This is a genomic window from Streptomyces sp. NPDC031049 (assembly GCF_055571015.1).
In genome coordinates this window covers 192,204-213,943 of the sequence record NZ_JBVIGC010000005.1, presented here as the reverse complement: position 1 = coordinate 213,943, position 21,740 = coordinate 192,204, and the positions used below count along the sequence as shown (strand labels likewise).

The 21,740-nt window shown below is 71.2% G+C and carries 16 protein-coding genes and 1 tRNA gene; 11 read left to right on the top strand and 6 right to left on the bottom strand.

The genetic code is table 11. The annotated features are described in order from the left end of the window. Positions 1–624 precede the first annotated feature (624 nt). Entirely contained in the window at positions 625–3,351 is a 2,727-nt protein-coding gene (gene polA, locus ACZ45Q_RS10845; RefSeq protein ID WP_468258038.1) for a DNA polymerase I, read from the bottom strand. A gap of 154 nt (positions 3,352–3,505) precedes the next feature. Between polA and ACZ45Q_RS10840 the strand changes: the two genes are divergently transcribed. From ACZ45Q_RS10840 to ACZ45Q_RS10800, 9 genes are all read left to right on the top strand, one after another. Next, positions 3,506–5,785 (top strand): FdhF/YdeP family oxidoreductase, encoded by a 2,280-nt coding sequence (locus ACZ45Q_RS10840; RefSeq protein WP_468258036.1) that lies wholly within the window; start codon positions 3,506–3,508, stop codon positions 5,783–5,785. An 84-nt stretch (positions 5,786–5,869) separates the two neighbouring features. After that, complete coding sequence (locus tag ACZ45Q_RS10835; RefSeq protein ID WP_468258033.1) at positions 5,870–6,355, top strand: PaaI family thioesterase; 486 nt, start codon at positions 5,870–5,872, stop codon at positions 6,353–6,355. Between the two features lie 67 nt (positions 6,356–6,422). Beyond that, positions 6,423–6,878 carry a hypothetical protein gene (locus ACZ45Q_RS10830; protein ID WP_468258031.1) on the top strand — a complete coding sequence of 152 codons (456 nt, stop codon included), beginning with the start codon at positions 6,423–6,425 and terminating at the stop codon, positions 6,876–6,878. Then, positions 6,875–7,510 carry a Tat pathway signal sequence domain protein gene (locus ACZ45Q_RS10825; RefSeq protein WP_468258590.1) on the top strand — a complete coding sequence of 212 codons (636 nt, stop codon included), beginning with the start codon at positions 6,875–6,877 and terminating at the stop codon, positions 7,508–7,510. The genes ACZ45Q_RS10830 and ACZ45Q_RS10825 overlap by 4 nt, the downstream gene beginning before the upstream one ends. A gap of 289 nt (positions 7,511–7,799) precedes the next feature. Beyond that, positions 7,800–9,038 carry a branched-chain amino acid ABC transporter substrate-binding protein gene (locus tag ACZ45Q_RS10820; protein ID WP_468258029.1) on the top strand — a complete coding sequence of 413 codons (1,239 nt, stop codon included), beginning with the start codon at positions 7,800–7,802 and terminating at the stop codon, positions 9,036–9,038. A gap of 111 nt (positions 9,039–9,149) precedes the next feature. Further along, positions 9,150–10,082 carry a branched-chain amino acid ABC transporter permease gene (locus tag ACZ45Q_RS10815; RefSeq protein WP_468258026.1) on the top strand — a complete coding sequence of 311 codons (933 nt, stop codon included), beginning with the start codon at positions 9,150–9,152 and terminating at the stop codon, positions 10,080–10,082. Between the two features lie 5 nt (positions 10,083–10,087). Beyond that, the gene (locus tag ACZ45Q_RS10810; RefSeq protein WP_468258023.1) at positions 10,088–11,914 is read left to right on the top strand and encodes a branched-chain amino acid ABC transporter permease; all 1,827 of its coding nucleotides are present in this window, start codon (positions 10,088–10,090) and stop codon (positions 11,912–11,914) included. Positions 11,915–11,919: 5 nt separating this feature from the next. Then, entirely contained in the window at positions 11,920–12,828 is a 909-nt protein-coding gene (locus ACZ45Q_RS10805; RefSeq protein WP_468258020.1) for an ABC transporter ATP-binding protein, read from the top strand. Beyond that, positions 12,825–13,541 (top strand): ABC transporter ATP-binding protein, encoded by a 717-nt coding sequence (locus ACZ45Q_RS10800; RefSeq protein ID WP_468258017.1) that lies wholly within the window; start codon positions 12,825–12,827, stop codon positions 13,539–13,541. The genes ACZ45Q_RS10805 and ACZ45Q_RS10800 overlap by 4 nt, the downstream gene beginning before the upstream one ends. A gap of 113 nt (positions 13,542–13,654) precedes the next feature. On the opposite strand, the gene ACZ45Q_RS10795 is transcribed toward ACZ45Q_RS10800, so the two are convergent. Continuing rightward, positions 13,655–14,311, bottom strand: coding sequence for an ANTAR domain-containing response regulator (locus ACZ45Q_RS10795; RefSeq protein WP_468258015.1), 657 nt, complete (start codon positions 14,309–14,311; stop codon positions 13,655–13,657). 99 nt (positions 14,312–14,410) lie between these two features. Here ACZ45Q_RS10795 and ACZ45Q_RS10790 point away from each other — a divergent pair. Next, positions 14,411–14,485, top strand: a tRNA-Leu gene (locus ACZ45Q_RS10790). A gap of 45 nt (positions 14,486–14,530) precedes the next feature. On the opposite strand, the gene pyk is transcribed toward ACZ45Q_RS10790, so the two are convergent. After that, positions 14,531–15,955: a pyruvate kinase gene (pyk, locus tag ACZ45Q_RS10785; protein WP_468258012.1), complete on the bottom strand. Its 1,425-nt coding sequence runs from the start codon at positions 15,953–15,955 to the stop codon at positions 14,531–14,533. 164 nt (positions 15,956–16,119) lie between these two features. After that, the gene (locus ACZ45Q_RS10780; protein WP_468258009.1) at positions 16,120–16,842 is read right to left on the bottom strand and encodes an SIMPL domain-containing protein; all 723 of its coding nucleotides are present in this window, start codon (positions 16,840–16,842) and stop codon (positions 16,120–16,122) included. 167 nt (positions 16,843–17,009) lie between these two features. Here ACZ45Q_RS10780 and ACZ45Q_RS10775 point away from each other — a divergent pair, with 167 nt between their 5' ends. Continuing rightward, positions 17,010–18,815 (top strand): bifunctional metallophosphatase/5'-nucleotidase, encoded by a 1,806-nt coding sequence (locus tag ACZ45Q_RS10775; protein WP_468258006.1) that lies wholly within the window; start codon positions 17,010–17,012, stop codon positions 18,813–18,815. Positions 18,816–18,837: 22 nt separating this feature from the next. On the opposite strand, the gene ACZ45Q_RS10770 is transcribed toward ACZ45Q_RS10775, so the two are convergent. After that, positions 18,838–20,253, bottom strand: a complete 1,416-nt coding sequence (locus ACZ45Q_RS10770) for a lysine N(6)-hydroxylase/L-ornithine N(5)-oxygenase family protein (RefSeq protein ID WP_468258003.1) — start codon at positions 20,251–20,253, stop codon at positions 18,838–18,840. Beyond that, on the bottom strand, positions 20,250–21,731 hold the full coding sequence (locus ACZ45Q_RS10765; RefSeq protein WP_468258000.1) for a pyridoxal phosphate-dependent decarboxylase family protein: 1,482 nt from the start codon (positions 21,729–21,731) through the stop codon (positions 20,250–20,252). Before ACZ45Q_RS10765 ends, ACZ45Q_RS10770 begins: the two co-directional genes overlap by 4 nt. Positions 21,732–21,740: the final 9 nt, after the last annotated feature.

Below are 21,740 nucleotides of genomic sequence, written 5' to 3'. Positions count from 1 at the left end.
GCCCGCATCCTCACGGCAGAAGGCGCGCGGGGGCTTTTCCGCGGGGGCCACGCGGGTGACGGGTCCCTCCGGGGGTCAGGCGGGTGAGGCGCGTTTTTCTGGGCGGGGTGTGGGGGTTCGGGGCGGTTGGTGGGGTCTGTTCCTTTGGGGGTGGCCGCGGTGGTTGGGCTTGGGGCGGGGGTGGAGCGAAGTGGGGTGGAGTGGAGTGGGGTGGAGTGGGGTGGAGTGGGGCGAGGTGCCGGGGCCGGGGTTGAGGTGCCGAAGGATCGCAGTGGTCGGGCCGGCGCAGCTGGTCGGGCATGGGATGCGGTGAGTTCGGCACCGCCGGACCGCGCCGCGGGGGCCGGTCGCCGTCGCGGCGGATTCTTCTGCGGGCGGCGCTAGGAGGGACCAGGTCCGGGTGGCCAGGGCCCGGGGGCCTGGGGCCCGGGAACGAGGCGCAGGGACCGGGGCCCAGGGTCGGGGTGGCCGGTGCCCAGGGACCGGGGTCCGGGGCGCAAGGACCAGGGACCGGGGTCCGGGAACCGGGGGTGGGTGTGGTTGCCGGCCCCCGATGCCGCGGGAGCCCGAGGCGGCACCCTGGGGGCGGGAGCGGTCCGTCCCCAGGGTTCGGTCGGTGTCGGGTTAGTGGGCTGCCGATTCCCAGTCGGGGCCCGAGCCCACCGAGACGCCCAGGGGGACCCTGAGGCTCACCGCGGAGGCCATCTCGCGGCGGACCAGTTCCTCGGCCGCGGCGCGCTCGCCGGGGGCGATCTCCAGGACGATCTCGTCGTGGACCTGGAGGAGCATGCGGGAGGTGAGGCCGGCCTCGCGGAGCGCCTTGTCCACGTTGAGCATGGCGATCTTCACGATGTCCGCCGCCGTGCCCTGGATGGGCGCGTTCAGGGCCATCCGCTCCGCGGCCTCGCGGCGCTGGCGGTTGTCGCTGTTGAGGTCGGGCAGGTAGCGGCGACGGCCGAAGAGCGTGGCCGTGTACCCCGTCGCCCGCGCCTCGTCCACGACCCGGCGCAGATAGTCCCGCACGCCGCCGAACCGCTCGAAGTAGGCGTCCATCAGGCCGCGGGCCTCGGCCGCCTCGATGCCCAGCTGCTGGGAGAGGCCGAAGGCCGACAACCCGTACGCCAGGCCGTACGACATCGCCTTGATCTTGCGGCGCATCTCCGCGTCGACCGCGCCGGGCTCGACGGAGAACACCTGGGCGGCGGCCGTGGTGTGCAGGTCCTCGCCGGAGGTGAACGCCTCGATCAGGCCCTCGTCCTCGGAGAGGTGCGCCATCACGCGCAGCTCGATCTGGCTGTAGTCCGCCGTCATCAGGGACTCGAAGCCCTCGCCGACCACGAAGCCGCGGCGGATCGCGCGGCCCTCGTCGGTGCGGACCGGGATGTTCTGGAGGTTCGGGTCCGTGGACGACAGACGGCCGGTCGCGGCGACCGTCTGGTTGAACGTGGTGTGGATCCGGCCGTCGGCCGCGATCGTCTTGATCAGGCCCTCGACGGTGACGCGGAGCTTGGCCTGCTCACGGTGACGGAGCATGATCACCGGCAGCTCGTTGTCCGTCTGGGTGGCCAGCCATGCCAGGGCGTCGGCGTCCGTGGTGTAGCCGGTCTTGGTCTTCTTGGTCTTCGGCAGGTTCAGCTCGCCGAAGAGGACCTCCTGGAGCTGCTTGGGCGAGCCCAGGTTGAACTCCCGTCCGGCCGCCGCGTGGGCCTCCTTCATGGCCTGCTGCACCGCGCCCGCGAACATCTGCTCCATGGCCTGGAGGTGCTCCCGGTCGGCCGCGATGCCGTGCCGCTCCATGCGGGCAAGGAGCGCCGACGTCGGCAGCTCCATGTCGCGCAGCAGGTCCGCGGCGCCGACCTCCTGGAGCCGGCCCTCGAAGGCCTCGCCCAGGTCGAGGACCGCGCGGGCCTGCACCATCAGCGCCTCGGCCTCGGCGCCGTCGTCCGCGCCGAAGGCGAGCTGGCCGTCGGCCGCGGCGGCGGGGGCCAGCTCGCGGTGCAGGTACTCCAGGGACAGCGCGTCCAGGTCGAAGGAGCGGCGGCCCGGCTTGACGAGGTAGGCGCCGAGGGCGGTGTCCATCGTGACGCCCTCGATGCGCCAGCCGTGCTCGGCGAAGACGCGCATCGCGCCCTTGGCATTGTGGAAGATCTTGGGCCGGTCCGCGTCGGCCAGCCAGGACGCCCACGCCGACTCGTCGGCCTCGTCCAGCTGGGAGGGGTCGAACCAGGCGGCCTTGCCGTCGGGCGCGGCGAGCGCGACCTCGGCGACCGAGCCCGCGCCGAGCGCCCAGGTGTCGACGGTGGCGACGCCGAGGACCTGGCCGGCGTGCTCGGCGAGCCAGCCGGCCAGCTCGCCGGTGTGCAGCACCGAGCCGTCCAGCTCCACACCGTCGGTGACGACCGGTGTCGCCTCGGCCTCCTCGGCGCCGGGGTCGACGGCGAAGAGGCGCTCGCGCAGCGAGGGGTTTCGGATCTCCAGGGTGTCCAGGATCATCGCGACGCCCTTGCGGTCGTACGCGGTGCGCTCCAGGTCGGTGACCGCCTTCGGCAGCTCGACCCGCCGCTCCAGCTCGGTCAGCAGGCGGTTGAGCTTGACGGACTCCAGGTGGTCGCGGAGGTTCTGCCCGGCCTTGCCCTTGACCTCGTCGACCCGCTCGACCAGGTCGGCGAACGACCCGAACTGGTTGATCCACTTCGCGGCCGTCTTCTCGCCGACGCCGGGGATGCCCGGCAGGTTGTCGGACGGGTCGCCGCGCAGCGCCGCGAAGTCGGGGTACTGGGCGGGGGTCAGTCCGTACTTCTCGAAGACCTTCTCCGGTGTGAACCGGGTCAGCTCGGAGACGCCCTTGGTCGGATACAGCACCGTGGTGTGCTCGCTGACCAGCTGGAAGGAGTCCCGGTCGCCGGTGACGATCAGCACCTCGAAGCCCTCGGCCTCGGCCTGGGTGGCGAGGGTGGCGATGACGTCGTCCGCCTCGTACCCCTCGACGGCGAAGCGCTGGACGTGCATCGCGTCGAGCAACTCGCCGATCAGCTCGACCTGGCCCTTGAACTCGTCCGGGGTCTTGGAGCGGTTCGCCTTGTACTCCGTGAACCGCTCGGAGCGCCAGGTCTTGCGGGAGACGTCGAAGGCGACCGCGAAGTGCGTGGGCGCCTCGTCACGCAGGGTGTTGGCCAGCATCGAGGCGAAGCCGTAGATCGCGTTGGTCGGCTGGCCGGTCGCGGTCGTGAAATTCTCCGCGGGCAGCGCGAAGAACGCGCGGTAGGCCAGCGAGTGCCCGTCCATGAGCATCAGGCGCGGACGGCTGCCGCCGGTGGGGGTGTCGGTCTTCTTCGATGCTGTCTCTGCCACGCCCCCGATCCTGCCACGTGCCACTGACAGCCGGCCCCGCCCGCGCCGCCCGGCCCCCTTCGACACCGCCCGACGGCCCGGCCCCCTTCGATGTCGGTGGCCCGTGCGAGGATCGGAGACGTACCTCACACGTGGACGCGAAGGGGAGTGCGCCATGGCCGCCAAGCCGCCCAAGAGTGACCCGGTCCAGGACGCGCCGCGGGTCGCCGGGCCGAAGCACGCGGCGGCGGGCCTGCCGGCGATCGGCCACACCCTGCGCGCCGCCCAGCGGCAGATGGGCGTCAGGCGCACGGCGCTGACCCTGCTGAGCGTCAACCAGAAGGACGGCTTCGACTGCCCCGGCTGCGCCTGGCCGGAGCCGGACCACCGGCACACGGCGGAATTCTGCGAGAACGGCGCGAAGGCCGTGGCCGAGGAGGCCACCCTGCGCCGGGTCACCCCGGAGTTCTTCGCGGCGCACTCCGTCGCCGACCTCGCGGACCGCAGCGGCTACTGGCTCGGCCAGCAGGGCCGCCTCACCCACCCCGTGTACCTCCCGGAGGGAGGCACGCACTACGAGCCGGTCACCTGGGAGCGCGCCTTCGACATCGTCGCCGAGGAGATCGCCGCCCTCTCCTCCCCCGACGAGGCCGTCTTCTACACCTCCGGGCGCACCAGCAACGAGGCGGCCTTCCTCTACCAGCTCTTCGCGCGCGAGCTGGGCACCAACAACCTGCCGGACTGCTCCAACATGTGCCACGAGTCGTCCGGCTCGGCGCTGTCCGAGACGATCGGCGTCGGCAAGGGCAGCGTTCTCCTGGAGGACCTCCACCGGGCCGACCTGATCGTCGTCGCCGGGCAGAACCCCGGCACCAACCACCCGCGCATGCTCTCCGCGCTGGAGAAGGCGAAGCGGAACGGCGCGCGGATCATCAGCGTCAACCCGCTGCCCGAGGCCGGCCTGGAGCGGTTCAGGAACCCGCAGACCGTCCGGGGCATGACCGCAGGCGCCGCCCTCACCGACCTGTTCCTGCAGATCCGCATCGGCGGCGACCAGGCCCTGTTCCGGCTGCTGAACAAGCTGATCGTGGAGACCGGGGGCGCGGTCGACGAGGCCTTCGTCCGTGAGCACACCCATGGCTACGAGGAGTTCGCCGCCGCCGCGCGGACCGCCGACTGGGACGAGACGCTCCGGGCGACCGGTCTCACGCGCGCGGAGATCGAGGAGGCCCTGCGCATGGTCCTCGCGTCGCGGCGCACCATCGTGTGCTGGGCGATGGGCCTCACCCAGCACAAGCACGCGGTGCCCACGATCCGCGAGATCGTCAACTTCCTGCTGCTGCGCGGCAACATCGGCCGGCCCGGCGCGGGCGTCTGCCCGGTGCGCGGCCACTCCAACGTGCAGGGCGACCGCACGATGGGCATCTTCGAGCGGCCCGCGCCCGCCTTCCTGGACGCCCTGGAGAGGGAGTTCGGCTTCGCGCCCCCGCGCGAGCCCGGCTACGACGTGGTGCGGGCCATCCGCGCGCTGCGCGACGGCGAGGCGAAGGTCTTCTTCGCCATGGGCGGCAACTTCGTCGCGGCCTCCCCCGACACGCAGGTCACGGAGGCCGCGATGCGCCGCGCCCGCCTGACCGTGCACGTGTCGACGAAGCTGAACCGCTCGCACACCGTCACGGGCGCGCGTGCGCTGATCCTGCCCACCCTCGGCCGCACCGAGCGTGACGTCCGGGCGAGCGGCGAGCAGTTCGTCACCGTCGAGGACTCCATGGGCATGGTGCACGCCTCCCGGGGACGCCTGGAGCCCGCGAGCCGGCACCTGCTGTCGGAGCCGGCCATCGTGTGCCGGCTGGCGCGCCGGGTGCTGGGCGAGGCCAGCGCCACGCCGTGGGAGGAGTTCGAGAACGACTACGCGGCGATCCGTGACCGCATCGCGCGCGTGGTGCCCGGTTTCGAGGACTTCAACGCCCGGGTGGCCCGCCCCGGAGGCTTCGCCCTGCCGCACGCCCCGCGCGACGAGCGACGCTTCCCGACCGCCACCGGCAAGGCGAACTTCACCGCCGCCCCGGTGGAGTACCCCGAGCTGCCCGAGGGCCGGCTGCTGCTCCAGACGCTGCGCTCGCACGACCAGTACAACACCACGATCTACGGCCTGGACGACCGCTACCGCGGCATCACCGACGGCCGCCGGGTGGTCCTGGTGAACCCGGAGGACGCCCGGCGGCTCGGCGTCCGGGACGGCTCCTACGTCGATCTGGTCGGCGAGTGGCGGGACGGCGTGGAGCGGCGGGCCCCGGGTTTCCGCGTCGTGCACTACCCCACGGCCCGCGGCTGCGCCGCCGCGTACTACCCGGAGACCAACGTGCTCGTGCCGCTGGACGCCACCGCGGACACCAGCAACACCCCGGCCAGCAAGTCCGTCGTCGTCCGTCTGGAACAATCGGCGACCGACTGAGCGTTTGCTCAGTCGAGGTCGGGGCCGTACCGGCCCGCCGATCCGAGGCGCACGAACGACGAACGACGAACGGAGCCGGAGCCCATGGGCGAGCAGCAGAGCGTGAAGTTCCCGCAGGAGGTCATCGACGAGTACGCCACGCTCGGCGTGGACCTGCCCGCCCTGTTCTCCGCCGGGCACCTGGGAGCGCGCATGGGCGTCCAGATCCTGGAGGCGTCGGCCGAGCGCGTCGTCGGCACCATGCCGGTCGAGGGCAACACCCAGCCGTACGGGCTGCTGCACGGCGGCGCCTCCGCGGTGCTGGCCGAGACGCTCGGCTCGGTGGGCTCGATGCTGCACGGCGGCCCCTCCAAGATCGCCGTCGGTGTCGACCTGAACTGCACCCACCACCGCGGGGTCCGCTCCGGGATGGTGACCGGCGTGGCCACGCCGGTGCACCGGGGCCGGTCGACGGCGACGTACGAGATCGTGATCAGCGACGAGAAGGACCGGCGGGTGTGCAGCGCCCGGCTGACCTGTCTGCTGCGTGACGCCCCCGCCGACGCCGCCCAGACGGGCGCCGCCGGCTGAAGGGAGACCGGCTCCGGCCGGTGACCCGCCCATTGCCCCCGGTCCCCCGGCGCCTTAGCGTCGGGGCATGGGACGGCTCAGCGCCCCCTGGCCGGGGGTGACCGCGCTCGGGTTCGGACTGCTCCTGCTGACCGGTGTGCCGGCGACCGGCTGCGGCAACTCCGCAAGCGGCGGCCCCGCTTCCACCGGCGCCCGCGCCACCCCGTCCGCCCCCGACGCCGACGGCTCCACCGCCCCCGCGACCACGGCCGCTGCACCGCCCACCCCGCCCGCCGACCTGTGCGCGGCGATCGTCGGCGACCGGTCACGCGAACTGCTCGACGGCGACTCCTACGGCGACTACCAGTCCCTGGGGCTGTCCAACCGGCAGTACGACATCCTGCGCGAGATCCTCGACGCCGCACGGCCGGTGAGGGAACGTCAGGGACGCCGGGCCGCCGAGGAGTTGATCGACCGCCGTGCCCGCGCGGAGTGTGCCCGCGCCCACCGGGACGGCGGCCCGAGCACCGGCCCGTGGCAGTGAGCGGCATCGGCCCCGTGGAACCGGGCGAGGGCACGCACGCGTGGGACGCCCCGGACGACGGCCCGCATACGGGCAACGGCCCGTATACGGCGGACGGTCCACCTCCCACCCGCCTCGTCGCCTTCTGCCGGCGGCACCGCCGCGCCGTTCTCGCGGCCGCGGCGGCGGGTGCCGTCCTGGCCGGCAGCGGCTATCTGTACGCGACCCGGCCCCGGCCGGCACCGACGCCCCCACCGCCGCACCCCTCCCAGGTCGTCCGGCTCGCCTACCTGGACGCGGCGCCCGTGCCCCCGGGCGCGCCGCCGAGGACCTTCGCCTTCACGCTGCGGCTGAGCGTCGCGTCCGGTCCGCCCGTGACCGTGACCCGGCTCGCCCAGCCCTACCCCGGCCTTTCCCTCACATCGGCGCCCGGGGTGCCTTTCCGGACAACGGCCGATTCCCCTCGCAAGATCACGATCACCATGCGCGTGACGGAATGCGGAAAAGTGCCGCGGAACGTCGGACTCCCTTTCCTGGATGTAACACTGCGTAATAAACGCGCAATGGAAGATCACAGTTTCATTCTCGGCCGCCGCTATGCCCAGCAGCTGACCAAGGCCGTACGGGTCGCATGCGACAACGATTCCGGGTAATCAGCAAAACCCTTGAGACACCTGAACGCGCCCCGCGGGTCCTGCGGGTTCTCAGTATGTGGACCGGGCGAATCAGCCGTAATTCCGCCCTTCTTCCCACCGAGTACCGCTCTGCATTACCCCGTGTCATAACAAGAGCGTCACAGCCTCGGTCAGACTCTCCTCCACGTTCCCCACACACGCTTAGAGTCACGGCCAGTCACCGCGCCCGTCGGATTGTCATACCCGCCCAGCGCTCGACTCGGCCGTCTCCACGGGGACACGGCTGTGCCAGGGGAAAGGACTGATCGTGCGTCAACGTTCGCTCATCGCCATCACCGCCGCTCTGGCGGCGGGAGCGCTCACCCTCACCGCCTGCGGCTCGCGCGACGACAATGGCGGCGGCGGCTCCGACTCCGGAAACGGCGGCGGCACCACCGTGGTCATCGGTGTCGACGCTCCGCTGACCGGCGACCTGTCCGCACTGGGCCTCGGCATCAAGAACTCCGTGGACCTGGCGGCCAAGACCGCCAACAAGGAGAAGTACGTCGAGGGCGTCACCTTCAAGATCGAAGCCCTCGACGACCAGGCGCAGCCCTCCTCCGGCCAGCAGAACGCCACCAAGCTGGTGGCCAACGACGACGTCCTCGGCGTGGTCGGCCCGCTGAACTCCTCCGTCGGCGAGTCCATGCAGAAGGTCTTCGACGACGCCAAGCTGGTCCAGGTCTCGCCGGCCAACACCAACCCCTCCCTCACCCAGGGCACGAAGTGGCAGACGGAAAAGGTCCGCCCGTACAAGTCGTACTTCCGCACCGCCACCACGGACGCCATCCAGGGCCCGTTCGCCGCCCAGTACCTCTACAACGACTCCAAGAAGCGCAAGGTCTTCGTCATCGACGACAAGAAGACCTACGGCGCCGGCCTCGCCGCCACCTTCACCGAGGAGTTCAAGAAGCTCGGCGGCCAGGTGGTGGGCACCGAGCACATCAACCCGGACACCAAGGACTTCTCCACGGTGGCCACCAAGGTCAAGAACTCCGGCGCGGACGTCGTCTACTACGGCGGCGAGTACCCGCAGGCCGGCCCGCTCAGCAAGCAGATCAAGGCCGCCGGCGCCAAGATCCCGCTCGTCGGCGGCGACGGCATCTACAGCGCCGACTTCATCAAGCTCGCCGGCGCCAGCGGCACGGGCGACCTCGCCACCTCCGTCGGCGCGCCCGTCGAGGAACTGCCCTCCGCCAAGGAGTTCGTCGCGAACTACAAGGCCGAGGGCTACAAGGAGGCCTACGAAGCCTACGGCGGCTACTCCTACGACTCCGCCTGGGCCGTCATCGAGGCCGTCAAGAAGGTCGTCGAGGACAACGGCGGCAAGCTCCCCGACGACGCCCGCGCGAAGGTCACCGAGGCCATGCAGAACGTCTCCTTCGACGGAGTCACCGGCAAGGTCGCCTTCGACGAGTTCGGTGACGCCACCAACAAGCAGCTCACCGTCTACGCCGTCGAGAACGGCGACTGGAAGGCCGTGAAGTCCGGCACCTACACCGGCTGACACCACCGCACCACCACGAGCCGCGCGGGGCGCCGCACCACAGGCGCCCCGCGCGGACTCGCATCCGGCCCCATCCGTCGAACTTTTTCCGGACGTCTCGGAGGACATGCGGTGAACGAACTGCCGCAGCAGCTGGTCAACGGCCTGCTACTGGGATCCATGTACGGGCTGGTCGCCATCGGCTACACGATGGTCTATGGCATCGTCCAGCTCATCAACTTCGCCCACGGCGAGATCTTCATGACCGGCGCCTTCGGCGCGCTGACGGTCTACGTGTACATCCTGCCCGACGGCACCTCCATGCTGATCGCCCTGCCCCTGATGCTCATCGGGGCCATGCTCGTCGCCGCCACCGTGGCGGTCGGAGCGGAACGATTCGCCTACCGGCCGTTGCGCGGCGCACCCCGCCTCGCCCCCCTGATCACCGCCATCGGCCTCTCCCTCGCCCTCCAGCAGGCGGTATGGGCCTGGTACCCCGAGGCCAAGTCGGCCCGGACCTTCCCCAGCATCCCCGGCGGCCCCTTCGAGATCGGCTCGGTCACCATCCAGACCGGCGACGTCTTCCTCTTCTGCGCCGCCCCGATCAGCATGGCGATCCTCGCCTACTTCGTCATGCGCACCCGCACCGGCCGCGGCATGCAGGCCACCGCCCAGGACCCCGACACGGCCAAGCTCATGGGCATCAACACCGACCGCATCATCGTGGTCGCCTTCGCCCTCGGTGCCGTCTTCGCCGCGGTCGGCGGTGTCGCCTACGGCCTGAAGTACGGCCAGATCGACTTCCGCATGGGCTTCATCCTCGGCCTGAAGGCATTCACCGCCGCCGTCCTCGGCGGCATCGGCAACATCTACGGCGCCATGCTCGGCGGCCTCGTCCTCGGCGTGGCCGAAGCCCTGTCCACCGCCTACATCTCCGACATCCCCGGCATGGACCAGTTCGGCAGCCAGTCCTGGGCCGACGTCTGGGCGTTCGTACTCCTCATCCTCGTGCTCCTCTTCAGGCCGCAGGGCCTGCTCGGCGAGCGCGTCGCGGACAGGGCGTGACACCGATGACCACACAGACCACCACAGAGAAGACCCCCAGCACCCCCGCCGCCGACACCCCCCGGGGACTCGTCGGCCTGCCGGAGAACACCGGCCGCGCCCTGGCCACCGGCGGCGGCGCCCTCACCGTCGTCTCCACCTTCCTGGCCTGGACCTGGACCGCCCGGTTCCCCGGCGACCTCACCGTCTACGGCTACCCCGGCGGCCTCCAGGTGCTCGTCCTCATCGGCGGCGCCCTCACCACCCTCCTCGGCCTCGCCACCTACGGCGTCAAGGGCCTGCGCGCGCTCACCCCCGCGGGGGCCGGCGCCGCCCTCACCCTCGCCGCCACCGGCACCTTCGCCACCGCCTGGTACACGATCATCGCCATCAGCGCCAAACTCGGCGGAATCGTCAACCTCGAACCCGGTGGCTGGATCGCGGGCATCGCCACCCTCCTCGCGCTCCTCGGCGCGCTCTCCCTGCCGGTCCAGCGGCCCGAGACCGAGCCCGCCGACCCCGACGAGAGCGCCCAGGAACGACTGCGCCGCACCGGCCGCCACATCCGGGCCCTGGCCAAGTCCACCCTCGCCACCCGACCCCCGGCGCCCGCCCGCAGCCTCCCCTCCTACGTCGAGATCCTGATCATCGTCGCCGCCCTCGCCGTCGGCCTCACCGTCTTCACCTACGGCATCGGCACCGAGTACGACGAACTGTTCATCGGCTTCCTCATCACCGCCGGCTTCGGCTTCGCCGCACTCGCCAAGGCCGGGCTCGTCGGCCGGGTCTCCGCCATCACCGCCAAGCACCGCAACGTCACGATGATCGGCGCGTTCGCCGCGGCCGCCGCGTTCCCCTTCACCCAGTCCGACGACCAGTACGCCACCATCGGCGTCTACATCCTCATCTTCGCCACCGTCGCCCTCGGACTGAACGTCGTCGTCGGCCTCGCCGGACTCCTCGACCTCGGATACGTCGCCTTCCTCGGCGTCGGCGCCTACACCGCCGCCATGGTCTCCGGCTCCCCCTCCAGCCCCTTCGATGTCCAGCTGCCGTTCTGGGCCTCCGCCCTCCTCGGCGCCGCCGTCGCCATGGTCTTCGGCGTCCTCATCGGCGCCCCGACCCTGCGACTGCGCGGCGACTACCTCGCCATCGTCACCCTCGGCTTCGGCGAGATCTTCCGCATCGCCGTGCTCAACATGGACGGCACCTCCGGACCCGACATCACCAACGGCTCCAACGGCATCTCCTCCATCCCCAACCTGGAGATCCTCGGGTTCAACTTCGGCCAGGAACACAGCATCGCGGGCTTCACCATCGGCCGCTTCGCCAACTACTTCCTGCTGATGCTCCTGATCACCCTCGTCGTCGTGATCGTCTTCCGGCGCAGCAGCGACTCCCGCATCGGCCGCGCCTGGGTCGCCATCCGCGAGGACGAGACAGCCGCCCGCGCCATGGGCATCAACGGCTTCCGGGTCAAGCTCATCGCCTTCGCCCTCGGCGCCACCCTCGCCGGACTCGCCGGCACCGTCCAGGCCCACGTCACCTACACCGTCACCCCCGAGCAGTACCAGTTCGCCCACGTGGTGCCACCCAACAGCGCCTTCCTGCTCGCCGCGGTCGTCCTCGGCGGCATGGGCACCATCAGCGGACCCCTCGTCGGCGCGGCCCTGCTCTACCTCATCCCCGCCAAGCTCCAGTTCCTCGGCGACTACCAGCTCTTCGCCTTCGGCCTCGCGCTCGTGCTGCTGATGCGCTTCCGTCCGGAAGGCCTCATCCCGAACCGGCGGCGCCAGCTCGAATTCCACGAAGAGGCCGAAGCGCCCACAGTCCTCAGCAAGGCAGGGGCCTGACCACGATGACTACCGACACCACCACCACGAGCGCCGCCACCGGCGCCACCCCCGGCGAGACCGTCCTCGACGCCCGCGGCGTGACCATGCGCTTCGGCGGCCTCACCGCCGTCAGCGGCGTCGACCTCACCGTCAACAACGGTGAGATCGTCGGCCTCATCGGCCCCAACGGCGCCGGCAAGACGACCTTCTTCAACTGCCTCACCGGCCTGTACATCCCCACCGAGGGCGAAGTCCGCTACCGCGGACGCGTCCTGCCGTCGAAGTCCTTCAAGGTCACGGCAGCCGGCATCGCCCGCACCTTCCAGAACATCCGTCTCTTCGGCAACATGACGGTCCTGGAGAACGTCCTCGTCGGCCGCCACACCCGGACCAAGGAAGGCCTCTGGTCGGCGCTGCTCCGCGGCCCCGGATTCCACAAGGCCGAGGCGGCCTCCCGGGAACGCGCCATGGAACTGCTCGACTTCGTCGGCCTCGCCGCCAAGGCCGAACACCTCGCCCGCAACCTCCCCTACGGCGAACAGCGCAAGCTCGAGATCGCCCGCGCCCTCGCCAGCGAACCCGGTCTCCTCCTCCTCGACGAGCCGACCGCCGGCATGAACCCGCAGGAGACCCGCGCCACCGAGGAACTCGTCTTCGCCATTCGCGACCAGGGCATCGCCGTCCTCGTCATCGAGCACGACATGCGGTTCATCTTCAACCTCTGCGACCGCGTCGCCGTCCTCGTCCAGGGCAAAAAGCTCGTCGAAGGCGACCCGGCCACCGTCCAGGGCGACGAACGCGTCATCGCCGCCTACCTCGGCGAACCCCTCGCCGACGACCCCGGCGCCGCGGAGGCCGCCGAAGTGGAGGCCGCCGAGGCACACGCAGACGCCCCCGAGGACACCGCGGCCGGCAAGGAGAACGACCGATGACCGCCCTGCTCGAGGTCGAGGACCTCCGCGTCGCCTACGGCAAGATCGAGGCCGTCAAGGGCATCACCTTCAGCGTCGACGCCGGCGAGGTCGTCACCCTCATCGGCACCAACGGCGCCGGGAAGACCACGACCCTGCGCACGCTCTCCGGCCTGCTGACGCCGGCCGGCGGGCAGATCAGGTTCGACGGCAAGTCCCTGAAGAAGATCCCCGCCCACCAGATCGTGTCGCTCGGGCTCGCCCACTCCCCCGAGGGCCGGCACATCTTCCCGCGCATGACCATCGAGGACAACCTGCGCCTCGGCGCCTTCCTGCGCAACGACAAGCCGGGCATCGAGAAGGACATCCAGCGCGCCTACGACCTGTTCCCCATCCTGGGCGAGCGGCGCAAACAGGCCGCGGGCACCCTGTCCGGCGGCGAGCAGCAGATGCTCGCCATGGGACGGGCGCTGATGTCCCAGCCCAAGCTGCTCATGCTCGACGAGCCCTCCATGGGCCTGTCGCCGATCATGATGCAGAAGATCATGGCGACCATCGCCGAGCTCAAGGCCCAGGGCACCACCATCCTGCTCGTCGAGCAGAACGCCCAGGCGGCCCTCTCGCTCGCCGACCACGGGCACGTCATGGAGGTCGGCACCATCGTCCTGTCCGGCACCGGCCAGGACCTGCTGCACGACGAGTCCGTCCGCAAGGCCTACCTCGGCGAGGACTGACCTCCGCCCACCGGGCACACACCGGCCGCCGCCTCCCCGGAGGCGGCGGCCGACTGCCGTACGGTCATCCGCAACACCGTTCCCCACCGAGCCACCCGTGCGGGACGAGGACCTCAGCCCTTGGACGCCTTCTTCTCCTCGGCGTCGTCGATGACGGCCTGCGCCACCTGCTGCATCGACATCCGGCGGTCCATCGACGTCTTCTGGATCCAGCGGAACGCGGCCGGCTCGGTCAGCCCGTACTCGGTCTGGAGGACGGACTTCGCCCGATCGACCAGCTTGCGCGTCTCCAGCCGCTGGGAAAGGTCGGCGACCTCCTTCTCCAGCTCCTTCAGCTCCGTGAACCGCGAGACGGCCATCTCGATCGCCGGGACGACGTCGCTCTTGCTGAACGGCTTCACGAGGTACGCCATGGCCCCCGCGTCCCGCGCCCGCTCCACGAGGTCGCGCTGCGAGAACGCGGTCAGCATCAACACCGGGGCGATGCGCTCCTCGGCGATCTTCTCGGCCGCGGAGATGCCGTCGAGCTTGGGCATCTTCACGTCGAGGATCACCAGGTCGGGCCGGTGCTCCCGGGCCAGCTCCACCGCCTGCTCGCCGTCGCCGGCCTCACCGACGACGGTGTACCCCTCCTCCTCCAGCATCTCTTTCAGATCGAGCCGGATCAGCGCCTCGTCCTCGGCGATGACGACACGGGTCGTCAGCGGAGGCACGTGCGACTTGTCGTCATCGGGCACGTCTACGGGCTGGGGCGACTCGGGGGCGGTCACGTGGGCTCCTTGTCCGGGGCAGGGTGATGCTGACAAGAGCCTACCTAGCTGCGGTATGGTGGACGCGCGGAGGGTCAGGGGAAACCTTCGATTCTGCGAGCCCCGGTAGCCCAATTGGCAGCAGGCAATGGATTCAAAACCCATACAGTGTCGGTTCGAATCCGACCCGGGGCACTTTTCCTTCTATTCCAAGGTCGCTCCTCGCGCGTGAAGAAGTGATCAGCTCTCGCCGATGCGGTGTACGTGGACCAGGTTCGTCGTACCCGACACTCCTGGTGGGGAGCCGGCCGTGATGATCACCACGTCGCCCTTTTCGCAGCGGCCGTAGCGGGTCAGCAGTTCGTCGACCTGGCGGACCATGGCGTCGGTGGAGTCGACGTGCGGGCCGAGGAACGTCTCCACGCCCCAGGTGAGGTTGAGCTGGGAGCGGGTCGCGGGTTCGGGGGTGAAGGCGAGCAGCGGGATGGGTGAGCGGTAGCGGGACAGGCGCCGGGCCGTGTCGCCGGACTGGGTGAAGGCGATCAGGAACCGCGCGCCGAGGAAGTCGCCGATCTCCGCCGCCGCGCGAGCGACGGCGCCGCCCTGGGTGCGGGGCTTGTTGCGTTCGGTGAGCGGGGGCAGGCCCGCGGCCAGCAGGTCCTCCTCGGCCGCCGCCACGATGCGGGACATCGTGCGGACGGTGTCGACGGCGTGCTTGCCGACGCTCGTCTCGCCGGAGAGCATCACGGCGTCGGTGCCGTCGAGCACGGCGTTGGCCACGTCGGAGGCCTCGGCGCGGGTCGGCCGGGAGTTGTCGATCATCGAGTCGAGCATCTGGGTGGCGACGATGACCGGTTTGGCGTTGCGCTTGGCGAGCTTGATGGCGCGTTTCTGGACGATGGGCACCTGTTCGAGGGGCATTTCGACGCCCAGGTCGCCGCGCGCGACCATGATGCCGTCGAAGGCGGCGACGATGTCCTCGATGTTCTGGACGGCCTGGGGCTTCTCGATCTTGGCGATGACGGGGAGGCGGCGGCCTTCCTCGTCCATGATGCGGTGGACGTCCTGGATGTCGCAGCCGGTGCGGACGAAGGACAGGGCGATCACGTCGAAGCCGGTGCGCAGGGCCCAGCGCAGGTCGTCCTCGTCCTTCTTGGAGAGCGCGGGGACGGAGACGGCGACGCCGGGGAGGTTGAGGCCCTTGTGGTCGGAGACCATGCCGCCCTCGATCACCGTGGTGCGGACCCGGGGCCCGTCGACCTCGGTGACCTCCAGGCAGACCTTGCCGTCGTCGACGAGGACGCGCTCGCCGGGGGTGACGTCGGCGGCGAGTCCGGCGTAGGTGGTGCCGCACTGCTCGCGGTCGCCTTCGGCGCCTTCCTCGACGGTGATGGTGAAGGTGTCGCCGCGTTCGAGGAGTACGGGTCCTTCGGTGAAGCGGCCGAGTCTGATCTTCGGGCCTTGAAGGTCGGCGAGGACACCGACGCTGCGGCCGGTCTCGTCGGAGGCCTTGCGGACGCGCTGGTAACGCTCCTCGTGTTCGGCGTGGCCGCCGTGGCTGAGGTTGAAGCGGGCGACGTCCATTCCGGCGTCGACCAGTGCCTTGATCTGGTCGTACGAATCGGTGGCGGGCCCAAGAGTGCAGACGATCTTTGCTCGGCGCATGGGTTGAGCCTATGGCTTACCGGCGGGTAGAGAATTGGCCACGCATGACTACTCAACAAGCGTTGGGTGAAGGGCTCTTGACAAGTGTTGAATTGTGCGGCGGGCCGCTCCGATGAGCAATTGGCGTCCTTTGCCGAGGGCTTTTCGATTTCCGCCGGGCGCGCCTATGCCGACAGGGACGGCGGTGCCATCGTGAAGCGCGCGTTCACCGCCGCGTACACCTGCTGCCGCTGGGGTTCGAGGTCGAGCGGGGCCGCCGCGGCGTCCTCGGTGGCGCCGGCGTAGGAGACGGCGCGCATCCGGCCGCCGGGCGGGGGCGGAAAGGCCGCCACGGGGTTCTCCGCGCCGGTGTCGGCCAGTTCCACGAGCGCCGCGAGGGTCGTGCCCAGTGCCTCCGCGTACTCCCTGGCCCGCTGCACGGCCTCCCGGACCGCCTGTTGGCGGGCGCGCCGGTGGGCGGGCGAGTCGGGCCGCAGGCTCCACCAGGGGCCGTCGACGCGGGTGAGGTCGAGGTCGGCGAGGCGGGTGGTGAGTTCGCCGAGGGCGGTGAAGTCGGTGAGTTCTGCGGTGATGTGGACGGTGCCCTGGTAGGTGCGCACCCGTTCGCCCCGGCCGTGTTTGGTGAGCTGGGGTGTGAGGGAGAAGGCGCCCGTCTCGACGCGCTCGGCGGCGTCGCCGTAGGACTTGACCAGGTCGAGGACGGCGGCGTTGCGGCGGGTGAGGTCGTCGAGGGCGCTGCGGCGGTCCCGGCCGCGGGCGTGGACGGAGATGCCGATGCGGGCGATCTCCGGGTCGACCTCGAGGCGTGCCTCGCCGCGGACGGCGATGCGGGGGGCGTCGGGGGTGCCGTAGGGCACCGGTCCTGCTGCGGGCGTCGGCGTGGTCATACGTCCCACTGTGTCACTCCGCGTCCGTTGCCGGCCCTCATCGGTCACCAACTCGCAACCCCGCGGGGCTGTTGCGTCCGGTGTGGAGCGGTCAGAATCTTCGAACGTTGTCTACGCGCGTCATCCACGCGCGTCGTTGCCGTTCCGCACGTCAGGGAGAGTCACCCATGCCGTTGAACCGCCGGAAGTTCTTGCAGAGGTCCGCTGTGACGGGGGCGGGGGTGGCCCTGGCCGGCGGGGCGACGGCTCCGGCGGCCGAGGCCGCGGACGGGCGGCAGGGGCGGCGCAAGGCCAAGCGCTACGCGCTGACCGTGATGGGCACCACCGACCTGCACGGGCACGTCTTCAACTGGGACTACTTCAAGGACGCCGAGTACGGCGACGCGCAGGGCAACGTCCAGGGGCTGGCGCGGATCTCGACGCTGGTGGACCAGGTCCGCGAGGAGAAGGGCCGGGGCAACACGCTGCTGCTGGACGCGGGCGACACGATCCAGGGCACCCCGCTGACGTACTACTACGCGAAGGTCGATCCGATCACCGCCGAGGGCGGGCCGGTGCACCCGATGGCGCAGGCGATGAACGCGATCGGGTACGACGCGGTGGCGCTCGGCAACCACGAGTTCAACTACGGCATCGAGACGCTGCGGAAGTTCGAGGAGCAGTGCGATTTCCCGCTGCTCGGTGCGAACGCGGTCGACGCGAGGACGCTGAAGCCGGCCTTCCCGCCGTATTTCATGAAGACGTTCCGGGTGAAGGGCGCGCCGCCGGTGAAGGTGGCCGTGCTGGGGTTGACCAACCCGGGCATCGCGATCTGGGACAAGGCGTACGTGCAGGGGAAGCTGGCGTTCCCGGGGCTGGAGGAGCAGGCGGCGAAGTGGGTGCCGAAGCTGCGGTCGATGGGCGCGGACGTGGTGGTGGTGTCGGCGCACTCGGGGTCCTCGGGCACGTCCTCCTACGGTGACCAGCTGCCGTACGTGGAGAACGCGGCGGCGAACGTGGCCCGTCTGGTGCCGGGCATCGACGCGATCCTGGTCGGTCACGCGCACGTGGAGATCCCGGAGCTGAAGGTCGTCAACGAGGAGACCGGGAGGACGGTCGTGCTGTCGGAGCCGCTGTGCTATGCCGAGCGGCTGGCCCTGTTCGACTTCGAGCTGGTCTTCGACCGGGGCCGGTGGCACGTCGAGTCGGTCAGGGCCTCGCTGCGCAACTCCAACACCGTCCCGGACGACCCGCGGATCACCGAGCTGCTCGGGGACGAGCACGCGAAGGTGGTGGCGTACGTCAACCAGGTCGTCGGCACGGCGACGCAGACGCTGACGACGGCGGAGGCGCGGTACAAGGACGCGCCGGTCATCGACCTGATCACGAAGGTCCAGGAGGACGTGGTCAGGGAGGCGCTGAAGGGCACGGAGTACGCGGCGCTGCCGGTGCTGGCGCAGGCGTCGCCGTTCTCGCGGACGTCCGAGATCCCGGCCGGGGACGTGACGATCCGGGATCTGTCGAGTCTGTACGTGTACGACAACACGCTGGTGGCGAAGCTGCTGACGGGGGCGCAGCTGCGGGCCTACCTGGAGTACTCGGCGGAGTACTACGTGCGGACGGCGGCCGGTGCGCCCGTCGACGTGGCGAAGCTGACGAACGCGGGCGGCCGGCCGGACTACAACTACGACTACGTGTCGGGGCTGACGTACGACATCGACATCGCGCAGCCGGCCGGTTCGCGGATCCGGAACCTGTCCTACGGCGGTGCTCCGCTGGACGACGCGCGGCAGTTCGTGCTGGCGGTGAACAACTACCGGGCCAACGGCGGTGGTGCGTTCCCGCACGTGGCGTCGGCGCGGGAGCTGTGGTCGGAGTCGACGGAGATCCGTACGCGGATCGCGGAGTGGGTGACCGCGCGGGGTGTGCTGGACCCGGCGGACTTCGCGTCGGTGGACTGGCGGCTGACGCGGGACGGCACGCCGGTGTTCTGAGCCCTCGGGGGTGAGTGCGGCCTCAGATTCCGTCCGCGAGCGGGGTGAGCACCTTCACCTCGCGTGGGGCCGGGAGCTGGGGCCGCTGCGGTTCGAGGCCGAACGTGGTGAAGGCCGTGCGCCGGGGCAGCGGGTACGGTTCGCGTCCCGTCAGGTCGTTGAGGATGGTGGCGCTGCGCCAGGCGGCGAGGCCGAGGTCGGGGGTGCCGACGCCGTGGGTGTGGGTCTCGGCGTTCTGGACGTAGACGCGGCAGCCGGAGCCGGTGACGCAGGGGTCGAGGACGAGGCGGAAGTGCTCGTCGACGCGGGGGCGTTCGCTGCTGTCGCGGCGCAGGTAGGGGTCGAGTCCGGCGAGGATGCGGTCGAGGGGGCGCTCGCGGTAGCCGGTGGCGAGGACGACGGCGTCCGTGGTGAGCCGGGAGCGGGTGTTCTGCTCGGTGTGTTCGAGGTGCAGTTCCACCTTGGTGGTGGCGACGCGACCGGCGGTGCGGACGCGGACGCCGGGGGTGAGGACGGTGTCGGGCCAGCCTCCGTGCAGGGTGCGGCGGTACAGCTCGTCGTGGATGGCGGTGAGGGTGTCGGCGTCGATGCCCTTGTGCAGTTGCCACTGGGAGCCGACGAGGCGGTCGCGGACGGGTTCGGCGAGGGCGTGGAAGTAGCGGGTGTAGTCGGGGGTGAAGTGTTCGAGGCCGAGCTTGGAGTACTCCATGGGCGCGAAGGCGCCGCTGCGGCCGATCCAGTGGAGTCGCTCCCGTCCGGCGGGCCGGTGGCGCAGCAGGTCGAGGAAGATCTCGGCGCCCGACTGGCCGGTGCCGACGACGGTGACGTGGTCGGCGGCGAGGAGCGCGTCGCGGTGGTCGAGGTAGTCGGCGGCGTGCAGCACGGGCACGCCGGGGGTGTCGGCCAGGGGACGCAGGGGTTCGGGGACGTACGGCTCGGTGCCGATGCCGAGGACGAGGGTGCGGGTGTGGGTGCGGCCGAGGGCTTCGGCCTCGCCGTCGGCGTCGAGCTGGGTGTAGTCGACCTCGAAGACGTCGCGTTCGGGGTTGAAGCGGACGGCGTCGACCTGGTGGCCGAAGCGGAGGGCGGGCAGGTTCTCGGCGACCCAGCGGCAGTAGGCGTCGTACTCGGCGCGCTGGATGTGGAAGCGCTCGGCGAAGTAGAAGGGGAAGAGGCGCTCGCGGGTCTTGAGGTAGTTGAGGAAGCTCCAGGGGCTGGCGGGGTCGGCGAGGGTGACGAGGTCGGCGAGGAAGGGGACCTGGATCCGGGCGCCGTCGACGAGCAGGCCGGGGTGCCAGTGGAAGGCGGGGCGCTGGTCGTAGAAGACGGCGTCGAGGTCGCCGAGGGGGTGGGCGAGGGCGGCCAGGGAGAGGTTGAAGGGGCCGATGCCGATGCCGACGAGGTCGCGGGCGGCGTCGGTTGCGGGGGCGCTGGTCATCGGGGGGTGTGTCCTTCCGCGGGGGTCGGGTCCAGGAGGGTGGTCTCTACGAGGGTGAGCAGCGCGGCCAGGTCGGCGGGCCGGGCGTGCGGGTTGAGGAGGGTGGCCTTGAGCCAGAGGCGGCCGTCGAGGCGGGCGCGGCCGAGGACGGCCCGGCCGTCGGTGAGGAGGCGGCGGCGCAGGGCGGCGACGGTGTCGTCGGGTGCGCCGACGGGCCGGAAGAGGACCGTGCTGATGGTGGGCGGGGCGTACAGCTCGAAGCGCGGGTGGCCGGTGACGAGGGCGGCGAGTCGGCGGGCGTGGGCGCAGACCCGGTCGACGAGGGTGCCGAGGCCCTCGCGGCCGAGCGTCTTGAGGGTGACGGCGATCTTCAGGACGTCGGGGCGCCGGCTGGTGCGCAGGGACCGGCCGAGCAGGTCGGGCAGGCCGGCATCGGTGTCGTCGTCGGGGTTGAGGTAGTCGGCGCGCTGGTGGAGGGGGGCGAGGTCGTCCGGGTCGTGGACGGCGAGGAGGCCGGCGGCCAGGGGCTGCCAGCCCAGTTTGTGCAGGTCGAGGGCGATGGTGTGGGCGCGGTCGAGGCCGGTGACCTTGGCCCGGTGCCGGTCGCTGAGGAGGAGGCCTCCGCCGTAGGCGGCGTCGATGTGCAGGCGGGCGCCGTGGGTGGCGCAGCGGTCGGCGATCTCGGGCAGCGGGTCGATGAGTCCGGCGTCGGTGGTGCCGGCGGTGGCGGCCACGACGACGGGGCCGGGCAGGCCGTCGAGGGCGGTGTCGAGGGCGGCGGGGTCGAGGGTGCCGGTGGGGGCGGGGACGGCGACGGGCCGGGGCAGGCCGAGCAGCCAGGCGGCGCGGGGCAGGGAGTGGTGGGCGTTGGTGCCGTGGACGAGGCGGACGTCCGGGCCGTGGATCTCGCGGGCGAGCAGCAGGGCGAGCTGGTTGGACTCGGTGGCGCCGGTGGTGACGAGGGCGTCGGCGGCACCGGCCGCCCGGGCGAGGGTGCGGGTGACCAGGGCTTCCAGTTCGGCGGCGGCCGGGGCCTGGTCCCAGGAGTCGAGGGAGGGGTTGAGCGCGGAGGCGGCGAGGTCGGCGGCGGTGGCGACGGCGAGGGGCGGTCCGTGCAGGTGGGCGGCGCACAGGGGGTGGGCCGGGTCGGCGGCGCCCTCGGTGAGGGCGGTGACCAGGGTGCGCAGGGCGCCGGGGTCGCCCCGCTCGGGCAGGACGTCCCCGACGGCCTCGCGGAGCCTGGCGGCGACGGCGTCGGGTCCGCCTGCGGGGAAGGGACCGCCCCGGGCCCGGGTCCCGGCGCGCAGGGCGTCGAGGACGGTGTCGAGCAACGGCCCGAGGGCATCGACGCCTTCGGGGGCTGCCGGGCCTTCGGCGCCTTCCCGGCCTTCGGTGCCTGCGTGGCCCTCACTGCCGTGGGGGCCGTCGGGGCCGTCGGGGCGTCCGGGGTCCGGGGCGGGGGGCGGCGGCGTGCTCATGGGCTGTCC

Excerpts from the sequence above, each read along its gene's own strand:
- ACZ45Q_RS10840 (WP_468258036.1), top strand. The coding sequence starts at position 3,506 with ATGGCCGCCAAGCCGCCCAAGAGTGACCCGGTCCAGGACGCGCCGCGG.
- ACZ45Q_RS10800 (WP_468258017.1), top strand. The coding sequence starts at position 12,825 with ATGACCGCCCTGCTCGAGGTCGAGGACCTCCGCGTCGCCTACGGCAAG.
- ACZ45Q_RS10775 (WP_468258006.1), top strand. The coding sequence starts at position 17,010 with ATGCCGTTGAACCGCCGGAAGTTCTTGCAGAGGTCCGCTGTGACGGGG.
- ACZ45Q_RS10780 (WP_468258009.1), bottom strand. The coding sequence starts at position 16,842 with ATGACCACGCCGACGCCCGCAGCAGGACCGGTGCCCTACGGCACCCCC.
- ACZ45Q_RS10805 (WP_468258020.1), top strand. The coding sequence starts at position 11,920 with ATGACTACCGACACCACCACCACGAGCGCCGCCACCGGCGCCACCCCC.
- ACZ45Q_RS10770 (WP_468258003.1), bottom strand. The coding sequence starts at position 20,253 with ATGACCAGCGCCCCCGCAACCGACGCCGCCCGCGACCTCGTCGGCATC.
- ACZ45Q_RS10765 (WP_468258000.1), bottom strand. The coding sequence starts at position 21,731 with ATGAGCACGCCGCCGCCCCCCGCCCCGGACCCCGGACGCCCCGACGGC.
- ACZ45Q_RS10830 (WP_468258031.1), top strand. The coding sequence starts at position 6,423 with ATGGGACGGCTCAGCGCCCCCTGGCCGGGGGTGACCGCGCTCGGGTTC.
- pyk (WP_468258012.1), bottom strand. The coding sequence starts at position 15,955 with ATGCGCCGAGCAAAGATCGTCTGCACTCTTGGGCCCGCCACCGATTCG.
- ACZ45Q_RS10810 (WP_468258023.1), top strand. The coding sequence starts at position 10,088 with ATGACCACACAGACCACCACAGAGAAGACCCCCAGCACCCCCGCCGCC.
- ACZ45Q_RS10835 (WP_468258033.1), top strand. The coding sequence starts at position 5,870 with ATGGGCGAGCAGCAGAGCGTGAAGTTCCCGCAGGAGGTCATCGACGAG.